The following is a 14,307-nucleotide window of genomic DNA, read 5'->3' as shown; positions in this document are numbered from 1 at the left end:
AGGACACCCCCCATGACTGCCTCGGAAAAAGCTCTGCGTTCGCAACGCCTGAACCAGATCACCTATGAGCCGCACAGCAAGCTCGATGCGTTGGTCAAGGCCCACGCGCCATTCGAAACCCGCGCCAGCTTCGCCCGTTTCGTCGTCGCGCAATACCTGTTCCAGTCGGAACTGGTCGAGCTGTACAACGACGCCGAACTGACCGCGATTATCCCGGACCTGCCGGCCCGCTGCCGTGCCGAAGCGGCCAGGGCCGACCTCACCGACCTCGACACCGAAGTCCCCGCGCCCGTGGCCGGCGCGGTGAAAAACCCGAGCAAGGCGCGGGCACTGGGCTGGCTCTTCGTGTCCGAAGGTTCGAAGCTCGGCGCGGCGTTCCTGATCAAACGCGCAGTGGCGCTGGAGCTGAGCGAAACCTTCGGTGCCCGTCATTTGGGTGAGCCGGAAGGCGGCCGGGCCGAGGGCTGGAAAAGCTTCGTGCGCACCCTCGACGCCTTGCCATTCACGGCTGAGGAAGAAGCCGAAGTGGAGCAAGGTGCACTGGAGGCGTTCAACCGCTTTACCGTGCTGCTGGAACAGGCATACGCAACCGAAGCCGAACCTGCCTGACACAACACAGTTTTCCTCTGTAGGAGTGAGCCTGCTCGCGATAGCGTCTTTTCATTCAACATCGATGTCGACTGATACACCGCTATCGCGAGCAGGCTCACTCCTACAGGGGGATCGCGTAAGTCTGTAAGATCTCCGTTCCGCTTCAGAAGCCACCGCTGAGCCATGCCCGCACCCGCCACCTCAAAACTCGCCCGCCTGCTGTTCGGCCTGCTCGCCTATGTCAGCCTTGGCATCGGCCTGATCGCGATTGTCGTGCCCGGCCTGCCGACCACCGAGTTCATCCTCCTCGCTGCGTGGGCGGCGACCCGCAGTTCGCCGCGCCTGAGTGCCTGGCTGGAAAACCATCGCCTGTTCGGACCGATCCTCAGTAATTGGCGCAACGGCAGAATCATCGCGCGCAAGGCCAAGATCAGCGCCACCGCGAGCATGCTGCTGTGCGCGACGCTGATGTTGGTGATGCTCGATCACGGCTGGCCGATTTACCTGGCAATTGCCGGGATGTGCCTGGGCAACCTGTGGATCTGGTCACGCCCGGAATGCCTCCCTCACTAGTTCAGCCAATTCTCTGTAGCGAGGGAGCTTGCTCCCGTTGGAGGGCGAAGCACTCCCCGGTGTTTTGCCTGACAGACTTTGGTTTTGCGACTGCTGCGCAGTCGAGCGGGAGCAAGCTCCCTCGCCACAAAAAGCCCTCAAGGGCCGAGCGAAATCTCCCTGAATTTTTAATCGTTTTCAGCACTTTCCCCTGCGCAAACGTTTAGCGGCGACCGTCCGTCGGCAAGCGCCTCATGCCGTCTCGCTCGACGCCGATGAGCATTGAATGGCGCTGAATGGATTTGGCAAACCGGGCTCCTGGCCCAGGCCACCTGTTTATTCCATTCGCGAGATCGCCCATGTTCGACGCCCTTTCCATTCGCCTGAAAATTGTCCTGCTCTCCGGCCTGTGCCTGCTCGGTGTGGTGGCGCTGATTGTCGGCATGAACATTTACCAGACCAACCAGAACGACGCGCTGGTCAGCACCTCGAGCAGCAAGATGCTCACCGCCAGCGTACAGAACCTGCTGCAAGCCAAGGCCGCCGAGCAAGCGGTGCGGGTGCAGAAGACCTTCGGCGAAAGCCTGCTGGTGGTCACTGCCCTCGCCGACCAGATCAAAGATCTGCGGACGATGGCGGCCAAGCGTTCACTGGATGCTGGCGCCGTGCGTGAAGAGTTGAACCAGAGCCTGAAAACCGCCTTCGAGCGCAACGACAAGGTGCTCGGCATCTGGCTCGCCTTCGAACCCAACGGCCTCGACGGCAAGGACAGCGAGTTCGCCAACGATGCCGCGCGTCAGTCCAACGAAGCCGGGCGTTTCGCCTCGTACTGGAGCCGTGCCGGCGGCGCCGCGCTGAATACGATCATGGTCGAAGATGACCTGACCAAGACCACCCTCAGCGTCAGCGGTACGCCCTACAACAGTTGGTACACCTGCCCTCGCGACAACAAGCGCACCTGCCTGCTCGACCCGTATGCCGACGCCGTCGGTGGCAAGGAAATGCTCATGACGACCATTTCCGTACCGCTGCTGGTCGACGGCAAAGCCATCGGCGTGGTCGGTGTCGACATCGCCCTCGACGCCCTGCAAGCCGCCGCTGTCGATTCGCAACGCAGCCTGTTCAACAACGCCGGGCATATGTTGATCGTTTCCGGCAGCGGCGTGCTCGCTGCCGACAGCGCTGACGCCAGCCGGGTCGGCAAAAAAATCAGCGACACCCTCGGTGCCGATGGCCAGGATGTCTTGCAACTGGTCGGCAGCGGCACCGCAAAAATCCTTGAACAGGGCGAGCTGATTCGCGCCGTGTACCCGGTCGACCCGATCGGCAATTCGCGTGCGTGGGGCGTGGTCATCGACTTGCCAAAGCATGTGCTGCTGGCCGACTCGGTCAAGCTGCAAGCGGTGCTCGACGACGCGCAGGAAACCGGCGTGATCACCGCCCTGCTGGTGGCCGTCGCCGCCGGTGTGGTCGGTTTGTTGCTGATCTGGCTCACCGCCTCCGGCGTTACCCGCCCGATCAACAGCGTCGCCGACATGCTGAAAAACATCGCCAGCGGTGAAGGCGACCTGACCCAGCGCCTGAACTACAGCAAGAAAGACGAACTGGGCGAACTGGTGAACTGGTTCAACCGCTTCCTCGACAAACTGCAACCGACCATCGCCCAGATCAAGCAGAGCATCACCGAAGCGCGCGGCACCGCCGACCAGTCCTCGGAAATCGCCCGGCAGACCAGCGAAGGCATGCAGGTGCAGTTCCGCGAAATCGACCAGGTCGCCACCGCATCCAACGAAATGAGCGCCACTGCTCACGATGTCGCCAACAGCGCCTCGAACGCCGCCAACGCCGCCAAGGGTGCCGACCAGTCGGCCAAGGACGGCATGGCGATCATCGAGCGCAGCACCCGCGACATCAATCAACTGGCCGATGAAGTCAGCAAAGCGGTGAGCGAAGTCGAAGCACTGGCGGTCAACAGCGAGCAGATCGGCTCGGTGCTGGAAGTGATCCGCAGCATCGCCGAACAGACCAACCTGCTGGCGCTCAACGCGGCGATTGAAGCGGCCCGTGCCGGCGAAAGCGGCCGAGGGTTTGCGGTGGTGGCGGACGAAGTGCGCAATCTAGCCAAGCGCACGCAGGATTCGGTAGAGGAGATTCGTCTGGTGATCGAACGCATCCAGACCGGCACCCGTGGCGTGGTCGCGACCATGCATTCGAGTCAGACCCAGGCGCACAACAACGCCGGACAGATCCGCCACGCCGTCGATGCGCTGGGCAAGATCAGCGATGCGGTAACGGTGATCAGCGACATGAACCTGCAAATTGCCAGCGCGGCTGAACAGCAAAGCGCGGTGGCCGAAGAGGTCAATCGCAACGTCTCGGCGATTCGCACCGTGACGGAAACGCTCACCGGGCAAGCCACCGAATCGGCGGCGATCAGCAGCCAGCTCAACAGCCTGGCGAGCCAGCAGATGAAGTTGATGGATCAGTTCCGCGTGTAGTCGCCACACCGCCTATCCCTTGTAGGAGTGAGCCTGCTCGCGATCGCGGTTTATCAGTTGAATATTTGCTGACTGATCCACCGCGATCGCGAGCAGGCTCACTCCTACAGGAAGTTTCATTCAGCCTGGTAATGTTTGCACTATCATCGCCTTCTCGCTCCGGAGGGCCTTCGATGTCTGATCTGCTCACGTCCATTCAAGCCGCATTCGGCTTGTCGCGCACGCCAATTCCCTTCAACGGTCACGGCGCCCTGCCCTCGGCCTTCGCTGTCACCGAACTGGCTTGCGCGAGTATTGCCGCTGCCGGGCAAGCCGTCAGCGAACTGCTTCACCAGCAGACCGGCCACTTGCCGAGCGTGGAAGTCGACCGGCGGCTGGCCTCGTTCTGGTTCTCCACCTCGCTTCGCCCGATCGGCTGGCAAGTGCCGCCGCTGTGGGACCCCATCGCCGGCGACTACGCCACCCGCGACGGCTGGATTCGCCTGCACACCAACGCACCACATCATCGCGCCGCCGCTGAACGCGTGCTCGGTGCCTGTGCCGACCGTGCGGCAATGGCGACAAAAGTGGCGCAATGGGCCAGCGAGGATCTGGAGCAAGCGGTGGTCGAGGCCAAGGGCTGCGCCACCGAAATGCGCAGCTGGGCGCAGTGGCAGCAACATCCGCAGGGGCTGGCGGTGAATGCCGAACCGCTGGTGCACTTCATCGAGCAGCCGAACGAGACGCGCGCCGCGTGGCGCGGTTCGATCGAACGACCTCTGGCCGGGATTAAGGTGCTGGACCTGACCCGCGTACTCGCGGGGCCCACCGCCAGCCGCTTTCTTGCAGGGCTGGGCGCCGACGTGCTGCGCATCGATCCGCCGAGCTGGAACGAGCCCGGCGTCGTCCCGGAAATGACCGTCGGCAAACGCTGTGCGCGGCTGGATCTGCAAGTATCCGCGGATCGAGCCGTGTTCGAAGGTTTATTGAAAGACGCTGATATTTTGCTGCATGGCTATCGTGCCGACGCTCTGGAACATCTCGGTTTTGGTGTTGAGCACCGCCAGCAACTGGCACCGGGGCTGATCGACGTCTGCCTCAACGCCTACGGCTGGAGTGGCCCGTGGCAGAACCGCCGGGGCTTCGACAGTCTGGTACAGATGAGCAGCGGTATCGCCGAGGCCGGGATGCGCTGGCAGCAGGTGGATAAACCGACGCCGTTGCCGGTGCAGGCGCTGGATCATGCGACCGGGTATTTGATGGCGGCGAGTGCGCTCCGGTTGCTGACTGAACGCCTGGCCAACGGACGCGGGGGTTCGGCGCGGTTGTCGCTGGCGCGTACGGCGAAGCTGTTAGTCGAGCACGGGCCGGGGACAGATGAGCCGTTGCGGGCCGAAGATGCGCTGGATCAGGATCCGGCGATCGAACAGACCGCGTGGGGCCCGGCGCAGAGGTTGCGCGTGCCGGTGCTGATCAGCGGGACGCCGGTGTGGTGGGATTTGCCCGCAACTGATCTGGGTTCGCATTGCCCACGGTGGTGAATTTGAAACCGCTATCGCGAGCAGGCTCACTCCTACAGGGGAACGCGTTCCAAATGTAGGAGTGAGCCTGCTCGCGAAGGGGCCGGACCTGCCAAAGCAAACCCGCCTACAAACTCAACACCCCGCTATACAACCCATAAGCCGCCAGCCCCGCCCCGATCACCACGCAAGCAAAAATCCCCTTCTCCACCGTGGTAAAAACCGGTTGCCCCTGTTCATGCTTGGCCTTGGCAAACAGAATCACCCCCGGCGCGTACAGCAACGCCGACAGCAGCAAATACTTCACCCCGCCGGCATACAACAACCACACCGCGTAAACCAGCGCGATGCCGCCAATCAGCAGATCCTTGGTACGCTCGGCCGAGGCGTGCTCGTAGGTTTCGCCGCGTCCGCTCAACAGCACCGCGTACGCCGCCGACCACAGGTAGGGCACCAGAATCATCGACGAGGCCAGGTAAATCAGGCTGGTGTAGGTGCCCGCCGAGAACAGCGTGATCAACAGAAAAATCTGAATCATCGCGTTGGTCAGCCACAACGCGTTGACCGGCACGTGGTTCTTGTTTTCCTTCTTCAGGAACGCCGGCATGGTCTTGTCCTTGGCCGTGGCGAAGAGAATTTCCGCACACAGCAAGGCCCACGACAACAACGCACCGAGCAGCGAAATCGCCAGCCCCACGCTGATCAGCAACGCGCCCCACGGCCCGACGATGTGCTCAAGCACCGCGGCCAGCGACGGGTTCTGCAGATTGGCCAGTTCCGGCTGACTCATGATGCCCAGCGACAGCACGTTGACCAGCACCAGCAGCGCCAGCACCCCGATAAAGCCGATCACCGTGGCGCGGCCAACGTCGCTGCGTTTCTCCGCGCGGGCCGAATACACGCTGGCGCCCTCAATGCCGATGAACACGAACACAGTGACCAGCATCATGTTGCGCACCTGGTCCATCACCCCGCCGAACTGCGGGTTGCTGGTGCCCCAGATGTCGCGAGTAAAAATGTCAGCCTTGAACGCCACCGCGGCAATGACAATGAACATGATCAACGGCACAACTTTGGCGACGGTGGTCAGTTGATTGATCAGCGCCGCCTCCTTGATCCCGCGCATCACCAGAAAATGCACGGCCCACAGCAGCACCGAGGCGCAGCCAATGGCAATCGGCGTGTTGCCCTGGCCGAACACTGGAAAAAAATAGCCGAGGGTGCTGAACAGCAAGACGAAATAGCCGACGTTGCCCAGCCAGGCGCTGATCCAGTAACCCCAGGCGGATGAGAAACCCATGTAGTCGCCGAACCCGGCCTTGGCGTAGGCATAGACGCCTGAGTCGAGTTCCGGTTTGCGATTGGCCAGGGTCTGGAAGACGAATGCCAGGGTCAGCATGCCAATCGCGGTGATGCCCCAACCGATCAGGATCGCCCCGGCATCAGCGCGCGCCGCCATGTTCTGCGGCAGCGAGAAAATACCTCCGCCAATCATCGACCCCACCACCAGAGCGATCAACGCGCCAAGGCGCAGCTTCTGCGTCGGTTGCGACATGCAAATCTCCTCGAAAGAACCGCTGATGTTTATTTGTAACAACGACGGACTAAAACCCTGAGCGTAGATGACGTTTATCAGGTAATGCCCTTTTTCGCGCGCTTATATATAGCTGATGACGATAACGCGTAGCACATCCAGTCGGTTTTGTGCGCTGATCCTGATTAATCAATTCTGTACTGAAAACAGATGACGGACATTTGCCAAACGCTGAAAAGCAACTAGCGTCATAGTTCGAAAGCATTAACAGCCATTCCCGATTACGTAAGCGGAACGCCTCTGGCACGGGCCTTCCAGACGACCGTCTTATGCCTGCAACGGGTTCATAAGTCATTCATTAACAATGGAATGTGACCATGCACTGATCCATGTCAGCTATTCGAACAGACAACAGTACTAGGCTGTGAGCTCTCCTTTCCTGCAATGGAGTCATGCAAATGTCTGAAGCGCCCGGAAAACTAAGACTCGGTGCACTAGTCGCACTGGTAGTCGGCTCAATGATCGGCGGCGGGATATTCTCTTTGCCACAAAACATGGCCGCCAGCGCCGACGTCGGTGCCGTGCTGATCGGCTGGGCCATCACCGCTGTCGGCATGCTCACCCTCGCTTTTGTCTTTCAGACCCTCGCCAATCGCAAGCCTGACCTGGACGGCGGTGTCTACGCCTACGCCAAGGCCGGTTTTGGCGATTACATGGGCTTCTCGTCCGCCTGGGGTTACTGGATCAGTGCCTGGCTGGGCAACGTTGGCTACTTCGTTTTGCTGTTCAGCACCCTCGGCTATTTCTTCCCGATATTTGGTGAAGGCAACACGCCGGCGGCGGTGATCGGCGCGTCGGTGCTGCTGTGGGGCGTGCACTTTCTGGTGCTGCGCGGGATCAAGGAAGCGGCGTTCATCAACCTGGTGACCACCGTCGCCAAGGTCGTACCGCTGCTGCTGTTCGTGTTGATCGCCGTCTTCGCGTTCAAACTGGACATCTTCACCGCCGACATCTGGGGCGTGAAAAACCCCGATCTGGGCAGCGTGATGAACCAGGTGCGCAACATGATGCTGGTCACCGTGTGGGTGTTTATCGGTATCGAGGGCGCGAGCATTTTCTCGGCCCGCGCCGAAAAACGCTCGGACGTCGGCAAGGCCACCGTGATCGGCTTCATCACCGTGCTGCTGTTTCTGGTGCTGGTCAACGTGCTGTCGCTGGGCATCATGACCCAACCGGAACTGGCGAAACTGCAGAACCCGTCGATGGCCGCGGTGCTTGAACACGTGGTCGGTCACTGGGGCGCGGTGCTGATCAGCGTCGGTCTGATCATATCCTTGCTGGGGGCGCTGCTGTCGTGGGTGCTGCTGTGCGCGGAGATCATGTTCGCCGCTGCCAAGGACCACACCATGCCGGAATTTCTGCGCAAGGAGAACGCCAACCACGTGCCGGTCAACGCCCTGTGGCTGACCAACGCGATGGTGCAGATTTTCCTCATCATCACGCTGTTCTCGGCCAGCACCTACCTGTCGCTGATCTACCTCGCCACCTCGATGATTCTGGTGCCTTACCTGTGGTCGGCGGCGTATGCCCTGCTGCTCGCGGTACGGGGCGAGAGCTACGCAGGTTTCGCCGCAGAACGGCGCAAGGATCTGATCATCGGCGGTATCGCCCTGATCTATGCGGTGTGGTTGTTGTACGCCGGCGGGGTCAAGTACCTGCTGCTGTCGGCCCTGCTCTATGCGCCCGGCGCGATCCTGTTCGCCAAGGCCAAGCTGGAACTCAAGCAACCGATATTCACCAACGTCGAGAAGCTGATTTTCGCCGCGGTGGTCATAGGCGCCGTGGTGGCGGCCTACGGCCTCTACGATGGCTTCCTGACGCTGTAACCCCTGATTGTTTTGTCATCTGGAGGAACACAGAAATGACCACGGAAAAAGTGAAGTACGGCGTCCACTCCGAAGCCGGGAAACTGCGTAAAGTCATGGTTTGCTCCCCAGGTCTGGCCCATCAGCGGCTGACCCCGAACAACTGCGATGAGCTGCTGTTCGACGACGTGCTGTGGGTGGCGCAGGCCAAGCGCGACCACTTCGACTTCGTCACCAAAATGCGCGAGCGCGGGATCGACGTGCTGGAAATGCACAACCTGCTGACCGACATCGTCGCCATCCCCGAAGCACTGGACTGGATCCTTGAACGCAAGGTTACCGCCGACTCGGTGGGCCTGGGCCTGATCAATGAAGTGAAATCCTGGCTGCAAAGCCTGGAGCCACGGCACATCGCCGAATTCCTGATTGGTGGGGTTTCCGCCGATGACCTGCCGGACAGCTTCGGTGGCAAGACCATCCAGATGTTCCGCGACTTCCTCGGCCACTCCAGCTTCATATTGCCGCCGCTGCCCAACACCCAGTTCACCCGCGACACCACCTGCTGGATCTACGGTGGCGTGACGCTGAATCCGATGTACTGGCCGGCGCGTCGTCAGGAGACCTTGCTGACCACCGCGATCTACAAATTCCATCCGCAATTCACCAATGCCGATTTCGAAATCTGGTACGGCGATCCGGACAAGGATCACGGCAGCTCGACCCTCGAAGGCGGCGACGTCATGCCGATCGGCAACGGCGTGGTGTTGATCGGCATGGGCGAACGTTCGTCGCGTCAGGCCATCGGCCAATTGGCGCTGAACCTGTTCAAAAACAAGGCCGTGGAAAAAGTCATCGTCGCCGGCCTGCCGAAATCCCGCGCGGCGATGCACCTGGACACCGTGTTCAGTTTCTGCGACCGCGACCTGGTGACGATCTTCCCCGAAGTGGTCAACCAGATTGTCGCCTTCACCCTGCGCCCTGACGAAAGCAAACAGGGCGGCATCGACATCCGCCGTGAAGAAGGCAGCTTCCTCGACACCGTCGCCGCGGCGCTCAACCTGCCCAAGCTGCGCGTGGTGGAAACCGGCGGCAACAGCTTCGCAGCCGAACGCGAGCAATGGGACGACGGCAACAACGTGGTGGCCGTGGAGCCGGGCGTGGTCATCGGCTACGACCGCAACACCTACACCAACACCCTGCTACGCAAGGCTGGCGTTGAAGTCATCACCATCAGCGCCGGCGAACTCGGCCGCGGCCGCGGCGGCGGCCACTGCATGACCTGCCCGATCATCCGCGACCCGATTGATTACTAACCTCTGAGCCCTGGCCGGCACTTACCCAGTGCAGCCAGGGGGATAACCGACACCGAAGGAGATCCATCATGGCTTTTAATATTCATAACCGTAATTTGCTCAGCCTGGAACACCACACCCCTCGCGAATTGCGTTACCTGCTCGACCTGTCCCGCGATCTGAAACGCGCGAAATACACCGGCACCGAGCAGCAGCATTTGAAGGGCAACAACATCGCCCTGATCTTCGAAAAAACCTCGACCCGTACCCGTTGTGCATTCGAAGTAGCGGCCTACGATCAAGGCGCCAATGTTACCTACATCGACCCGAATTCCTCGCAGATCGGCCACAAGGAAAGCATGAAGGACACCGCTCGCGTGCTCGGTCGCATGTACGACGCCATCGAGTACCGAGGCTTCAAACAGGAAATCGTCGAAGAACTGGCCAAGTTCGCGGGTGTGCCGGTGTTCAACGGCCTGACCGATGAATATCACCCGACCCAGATGATCGCCGACGTACTGACCATGCGTGAACACGCCGACAAGCCGATCCACGAAATCAGCTACGCCTACCTCGGCGATGCGCGCAACAACATGGGCAACTCGCTGCTGCTGATTGGCGCCAAGCTGGGCATGGACGTGCGCATCTGCGCGCCGAAAGCCCTGTGGCCGCTGGACGATCTGGTGGAACGTTGCCACAAGTACGCCGAAGAAAGCGGCGCGCGCATCACCTTGACCGAAGACCCGAAAGCGGCGGTCAAGGGCGTCGACTTCATTCACACCGACGTCTGGGTATCGATGGGCGAGCCGGTGGAAGCCTGGGCCGAGCGCATCCAGCAACTGCTGCCGTATCAGGTCAACGCCGAGCTGATGAAAGCCACCGGCAACCCGCGCACCAAGTTCATGCACTGCCTGCCGGCGTTTCACAACAGCGATACCAAGGTCGGCAAACAGATCGCCGAGCAATATCCGCACCTGAAAAACGGCATCGAAGTGACCGACGACGTGTTCGAGTCGCCGGCCTGCATCGCCTTCGAGCAAGCGGAAAACCGCATGCACACGATCAAGGCGATTCTGGTCTCGACCCTGGCTGATCTCTGACGCCACAGCGCTCCCACTGAAGGAACACGAGCCAAAGGTGGGAGCGGGCTTGCTCGCGAAAGCGGTACATCATTCAGCAGTGATGTCGACTGATCCACCGCTTTCGGGCGCAAGCCCCCTCCCACAAAGTCTGCTGTTCCGACAGGGAGATCGCGTCGTTTGCCATTCCTCTGTTTTTAGAAGGACTCGCACCATGCGTATCGTCGTAGCCCTGGGCGGCAACGCCCTGCTCCGCCGTGGTGAGCCGATGACCGCTGACAACCAGCGCGCCAACATCCGCATCGCCACCGAGCAAATCGCCAAGATCCACCCCGGCAACCAACTGGTCATCGCCCACGGCAATGGCCCGCAAGTCGGGCTGCTGTCGCTGCAAGCGGCGGCCTACACCTCGGTCAGCCCTTACCCGCTGGACGTGCTCGGCGCCGAAACCGAAGGCATGATCGGCTACATCATCGAGCAGGAACTGGGCAACCTGCTCGACTTCGAAGTGCCATTCGCCACTTTGCTCACCCAGGTTGAAGTCGACGCCAACGACCCGGCCTTCAAGAACCCGACCAAGCCGATCGGCCCGGTCTACGACAAGGCCGAAGCGGAAAAACTCGCCGCCGAGAAAGGCTGGGCGATTGCTCCCGACGGCGACAAATTCCGCCGTGTAGTCGCCAGCCCACGGCCAAAACGCATCTTTGAAATCCGCCCGATCAAGTGGCTGCTGGACAAAGGCAGCATCGTTATCTGCGCCGGTGGCGGCGGTATCCCGACGATGTATGACGAGAACCGCAACCTCAAAGGCATCGAAGCGGTGATCGACAAGGACCTGTGCTCCTCGCTGCTCGCCGAGCAACTGGAAGCCGACTTGCTGGTGATCGCTACCGACGTCAACGCCGCGTTCATCGACTACGGCAAGCCAACCCAAAAAGCCATTGCCGAAGCCCACCCGGACGAACTCGAACGTCTCGGCTTCGCCGCCGGGTCCATGGGACCGAAGGTGCAGGCAGCCTGCGAATTCGCCCGCCATACTGGCAAGGTCGCGGTGATCGGTTCGCTGGCCGATATCGAAGCCATCGTGCAAGGCACCGCCGGTACGCGGGTCAGCACGGCGAAACCGGGTATCAGCTACCGATAACAATAATGACCGGGGCAGGCTGAAGGCCTGCCCTGCTCCCATGCCTTGAAAGGAGTACCTCAATGGCCCAATTCGAACCTGGTCATTTGCACATCGAGCGGCACGCGTTGACGGACGATGACGTCAATTACAACGTGCACCTGGACTATGAAGTGTTCACCGATCCGCAGAAAGGCAAAGGGATTCAGTTCACCCTGCACGGCAGCATGCAGGGCAAGGACATGAAGGAGACGTTTTTCCTGCCCAAGGAAGAGGCCTACAACTTCGCCCGCGACGTGACGAGGATTGCCGAGAAATACGGGATTCCGAAGGCCCACAGCCAGATCGGCTCGGTGCACAAGCATTACGACCTGATGTTCGAAGACATTCGGAAGAAGTTGGATATGCACTCGGGGGATCCGGTCAATCCGGAGCATTTCGAATAACCCGAACGTTCCACATCCCCCTGTAGGAGTGAGCCTGCTCGCGATAGCGGTGTATCAGTCAAGATCGCTGTTATCTGACACACCGCTATCGCGAGCAGGCTCACTCCTACAGAGATTGGTGTTGGCCTGAAATCCTGCGTCAGGTTTCACCAATCCCCCGCCCCAAGGCATACTTGCCTCCCTCCGCACTGCAGAACACTGAACCGCCCCATGCGTATCCACGTCAGCTTCATCGACCGCGTCGGCATCACCCAGGAAGTCCTGGCTATTCTCGGTGGACGCAATCTCAATCTGGATGCGGTGGAGATGATCCCGCCGAACGTCTACATCGACGCGCCGACCCTGAGCCCGCAAGTGCTCGAAGAACTCAAGGATGCGCTGTTTCGGGTACTCGGCGTTGAAGCGGTGACCGTGGTCGATATCCTTCCCGGCCAGCGTCGGCACTTGCAGCTCGACGCCTTGCTGGCGGCGATGACCGACCCGGTGCTGGCCCTCGACAGCGCCGGCAAGGTGCTGCTGGCCAACCCGGCGTTGATTGCGTTATACGGCCGCGAACCCGCCGGAGAAAGTGTCTCGGCGCTGTTCAACGATCCCGGCCTGCTCGACACCCTGCTCGAAAACGGCTTCCGCCTGCCGCTGCGCGAGATCACCGTCAACGGCCAGACCCTGTTGCTCGACGCCACGCCGATCACTGACGCCGGCGCCCTGCTGACCCTGTATCAACCAAACCGCATCGGCGAACAACTCTCGGCGCTGCACCACGACCATGCCGAAGGCTTCGACGCGCTGCTTGGCGAATCCCCGGCGATCCGCACCCTCAAGGCCCGCGCCCAACGGGTCGCGGCCCTCGATGCGCCGTTGTTGATTCAGGGCGAAACCGGCACCGGCAAAGAACTGGTGGCCCGCGCCTGCCACGCGATCAGCGCCCGCCATAGTGCCCCATTTCTCGCCCTCAACTGCGCGGCGCTGCCGGAGAATCTGGCCGAGAGCGAACTGTTCGGCTACGCCCCCGGCGCTTTCACCGGCGCAGCGCGCGGCGGCAAGCCAGGTCTGATGGAACTGGCCAACCAGGGCACGGTGTTTCTCGATGAGATCGGCGAGATGTCGCCGTACTTGCAGGCCAAACTGCTGCGTTTTTTAAACGACGGCAGCTTCCGCCGCGTGGGGGGTGATCGCGAGGTGAAGGTCAATGTGCGCATCCTCAGCGCGACCCACCGCGACCTGGAAAAAATGGTCAGCGAAGGCTTGTTCCGCGAAGACCTGTTCTACCGCCTCAACGTGCTCAATGTCGAAGTCCCGCCGCTGCGCGAACGCGGCCAGGACATTCTGTTGCTGGCGCGCTACTTCATGCAGCAGGCCTGCGCGCAAATTCAGCGCCCGGTCTGTCGTCTGGCCCCGGGCACTTATCCGGCGCTGCTCGGCAATCGCTGGCCGGGTAACGTGCGGCAATTGCAGAACGTGATCTTCCGTGCGGCGGCGATTTGCGAAAGCAGTCTGGTCGATATTGGGGATCTCGACATTGCCGGCACCTCCGTCGCACGCCAGACCGACAGCGATGTCGACAGCCTCGAACAGGCCGTCGAATCGTTCGAAAGAGAGCTGCTGGAAAAACTCTACGTCAGCTATCCCTCGACCCGCCAGTTGGCGAGCCGTCTGCAAACCTCGCATACCGCCATCGCCCATCGCCTGCGCAAATACGGCATTCCCAACAAACCCTGACTCCCCCCACCGCCCCACTGTAGGAGTGAGCCTGCTCGCGATGGCGGCCTCAGCCCGACGGCGGTTGAGGACAGGTTGTTGGCCTGCACCGGCAGTTGGTTGAACCAGC

The 14,307-nt window shown here is 61.1% G+C and carries 11 protein-coding genes; 10 read left to right on the top strand and 1 reads right to left on the bottom strand.

Features of this window, described 5'->3' with window-relative positions; genetic code table 11:
* The first annotated feature begins 12 nt into the window (after nucleotides 1–12).
* The 4 genes from HU765_RS11930 to HU765_RS11915 all read left to right on the top strand — a co-directional run bounded on the left by HU765_RS11930 (nucleotide 13) and on the right by HU765_RS11915 (nucleotide 5,161).
* On the top strand, nucleotides 13–609 hold the full coding sequence (locus tag HU765_RS11930) for a biliverdin-producing heme oxygenase (protein WP_186620637.1): 597 nt from the start codon (nucleotides 13–15) through the stop codon (nucleotides 607–609).
* 165 nt (nucleotides 610–774) lie between these two features.
* A complete protein-coding gene (locus tag HU765_RS11925; protein ID WP_186620635.1) occupies nucleotides 775–1,164 on the top strand; it encodes a YbaN family protein in 390 nt (129 codons plus the stop codon).
* Nucleotides 1,165–1,502: 338 nt separating this feature from the next.
* A complete protein-coding gene (locus HU765_RS11920) occupies nucleotides 1,503–3,641 on the top strand; it encodes a methyl-accepting chemotaxis protein (protein ID WP_186620633.1) in 2,139 nt (712 codons plus the stop codon).
* Nucleotides 3,642–3,814: 173 nt separating this feature from the next.
* On the top strand, nucleotides 3,815–5,161 hold the full coding sequence (locus tag HU765_RS11915) for a CoA transferase (RefSeq protein ID WP_186620632.1): 1,347 nt from the start codon (nucleotides 3,815–3,817) through the stop codon (nucleotides 5,159–5,161).
* A 106-nt stretch (nucleotides 5,162–5,267) separates the two neighbouring features.
* Here the strand turns inward: HU765_RS11915 and arcD (HU765_RS11910) are convergent, their stop codons facing one another.
* Nucleotides 5,268–6,695, bottom strand: a complete 1,428-nt coding sequence (arcD, locus tag HU765_RS11910; RefSeq protein WP_186620631.1) for an arginine-ornithine antiporter — start codon at nucleotides 6,693–6,695, stop codon at nucleotides 5,268–5,270.
* A gap of 437 nt (nucleotides 6,696–7,132) precedes the next feature.
* Between arcD (HU765_RS11910) and arcD (HU765_RS11905) the strand changes: the two genes are divergently transcribed.
* From arcD (HU765_RS11905) to HU765_RS11880, 6 genes are all read left to right on the top strand, one after another.
* The gene (arcD, locus tag HU765_RS11905; protein WP_186547187.1) at nucleotides 7,133–8,560 is read left to right on the top strand and encodes an arginine-ornithine antiporter; all 1,428 of its coding nucleotides are present in this window, start codon (nucleotides 7,133–7,135) and stop codon (nucleotides 8,558–8,560) included.
* A 35-nt stretch (nucleotides 8,561–8,595) separates the two neighbouring features.
* The gene (gene arcA / locus HU765_RS11900; RefSeq protein ID WP_186547186.1) at nucleotides 8,596–9,852 is read left to right on the top strand and encodes an arginine deiminase; all 1,257 of its coding nucleotides are present in this window, start codon (nucleotides 8,596–8,598) and stop codon (nucleotides 9,850–9,852) included.
* A gap of 68 nt (nucleotides 9,853–9,920) precedes the next feature.
* Nucleotides 9,921–10,931, top strand: a complete 1,011-nt coding sequence (locus HU765_RS11895; protein ID WP_186620630.1) for an ornithine carbamoyltransferase — start codon at nucleotides 9,921–9,923, stop codon at nucleotides 10,929–10,931.
* 193 nt (nucleotides 10,932–11,124) lie between these two features.
* The gene (arcC, locus tag HU765_RS11890) at nucleotides 11,125–12,054 is read left to right on the top strand and encodes a carbamate kinase (RefSeq protein WP_186547184.1); all 930 of its coding nucleotides are present in this window, start codon (nucleotides 11,125–11,127) and stop codon (nucleotides 12,052–12,054) included.
* A gap of 62 nt (nucleotides 12,055–12,116) precedes the next feature.
* Nucleotides 12,117–12,479 carry a DUF5064 family protein gene (locus tag HU765_RS11885; RefSeq protein ID WP_186620629.1) on the top strand — a complete coding sequence of 121 codons (363 nt, stop codon included), beginning with the start codon at nucleotides 12,117–12,119 and terminating at the stop codon, nucleotides 12,477–12,479.
* A 210-nt stretch (nucleotides 12,480–12,689) separates the two neighbouring features.
* Nucleotides 12,690–14,198 (top strand): sigma-54-dependent transcriptional regulator, encoded by a 1,509-nt coding sequence (locus HU765_RS11880; protein ID WP_186547182.1) that lies wholly within the window; start codon nucleotides 12,690–12,692, stop codon nucleotides 14,196–14,198.
* The last annotated feature ends 109 nt before the right edge of the window (nucleotides 14,199–14,307 follow it).

Origin of the sequence: Pseudomonas sp. SWRI81, assembly GCF_014268545.1 — a bacterium.
GTDB classification, from domain to species: Bacteria; Pseudomonadota; Gammaproteobacteria; order Pseudomonadales; family Pseudomonadaceae; genus Aquipseudomonas; species Aquipseudomonas hamedanensis.
This window is presented reverse-complemented; position numbering and strand designations above follow the sequence as displayed.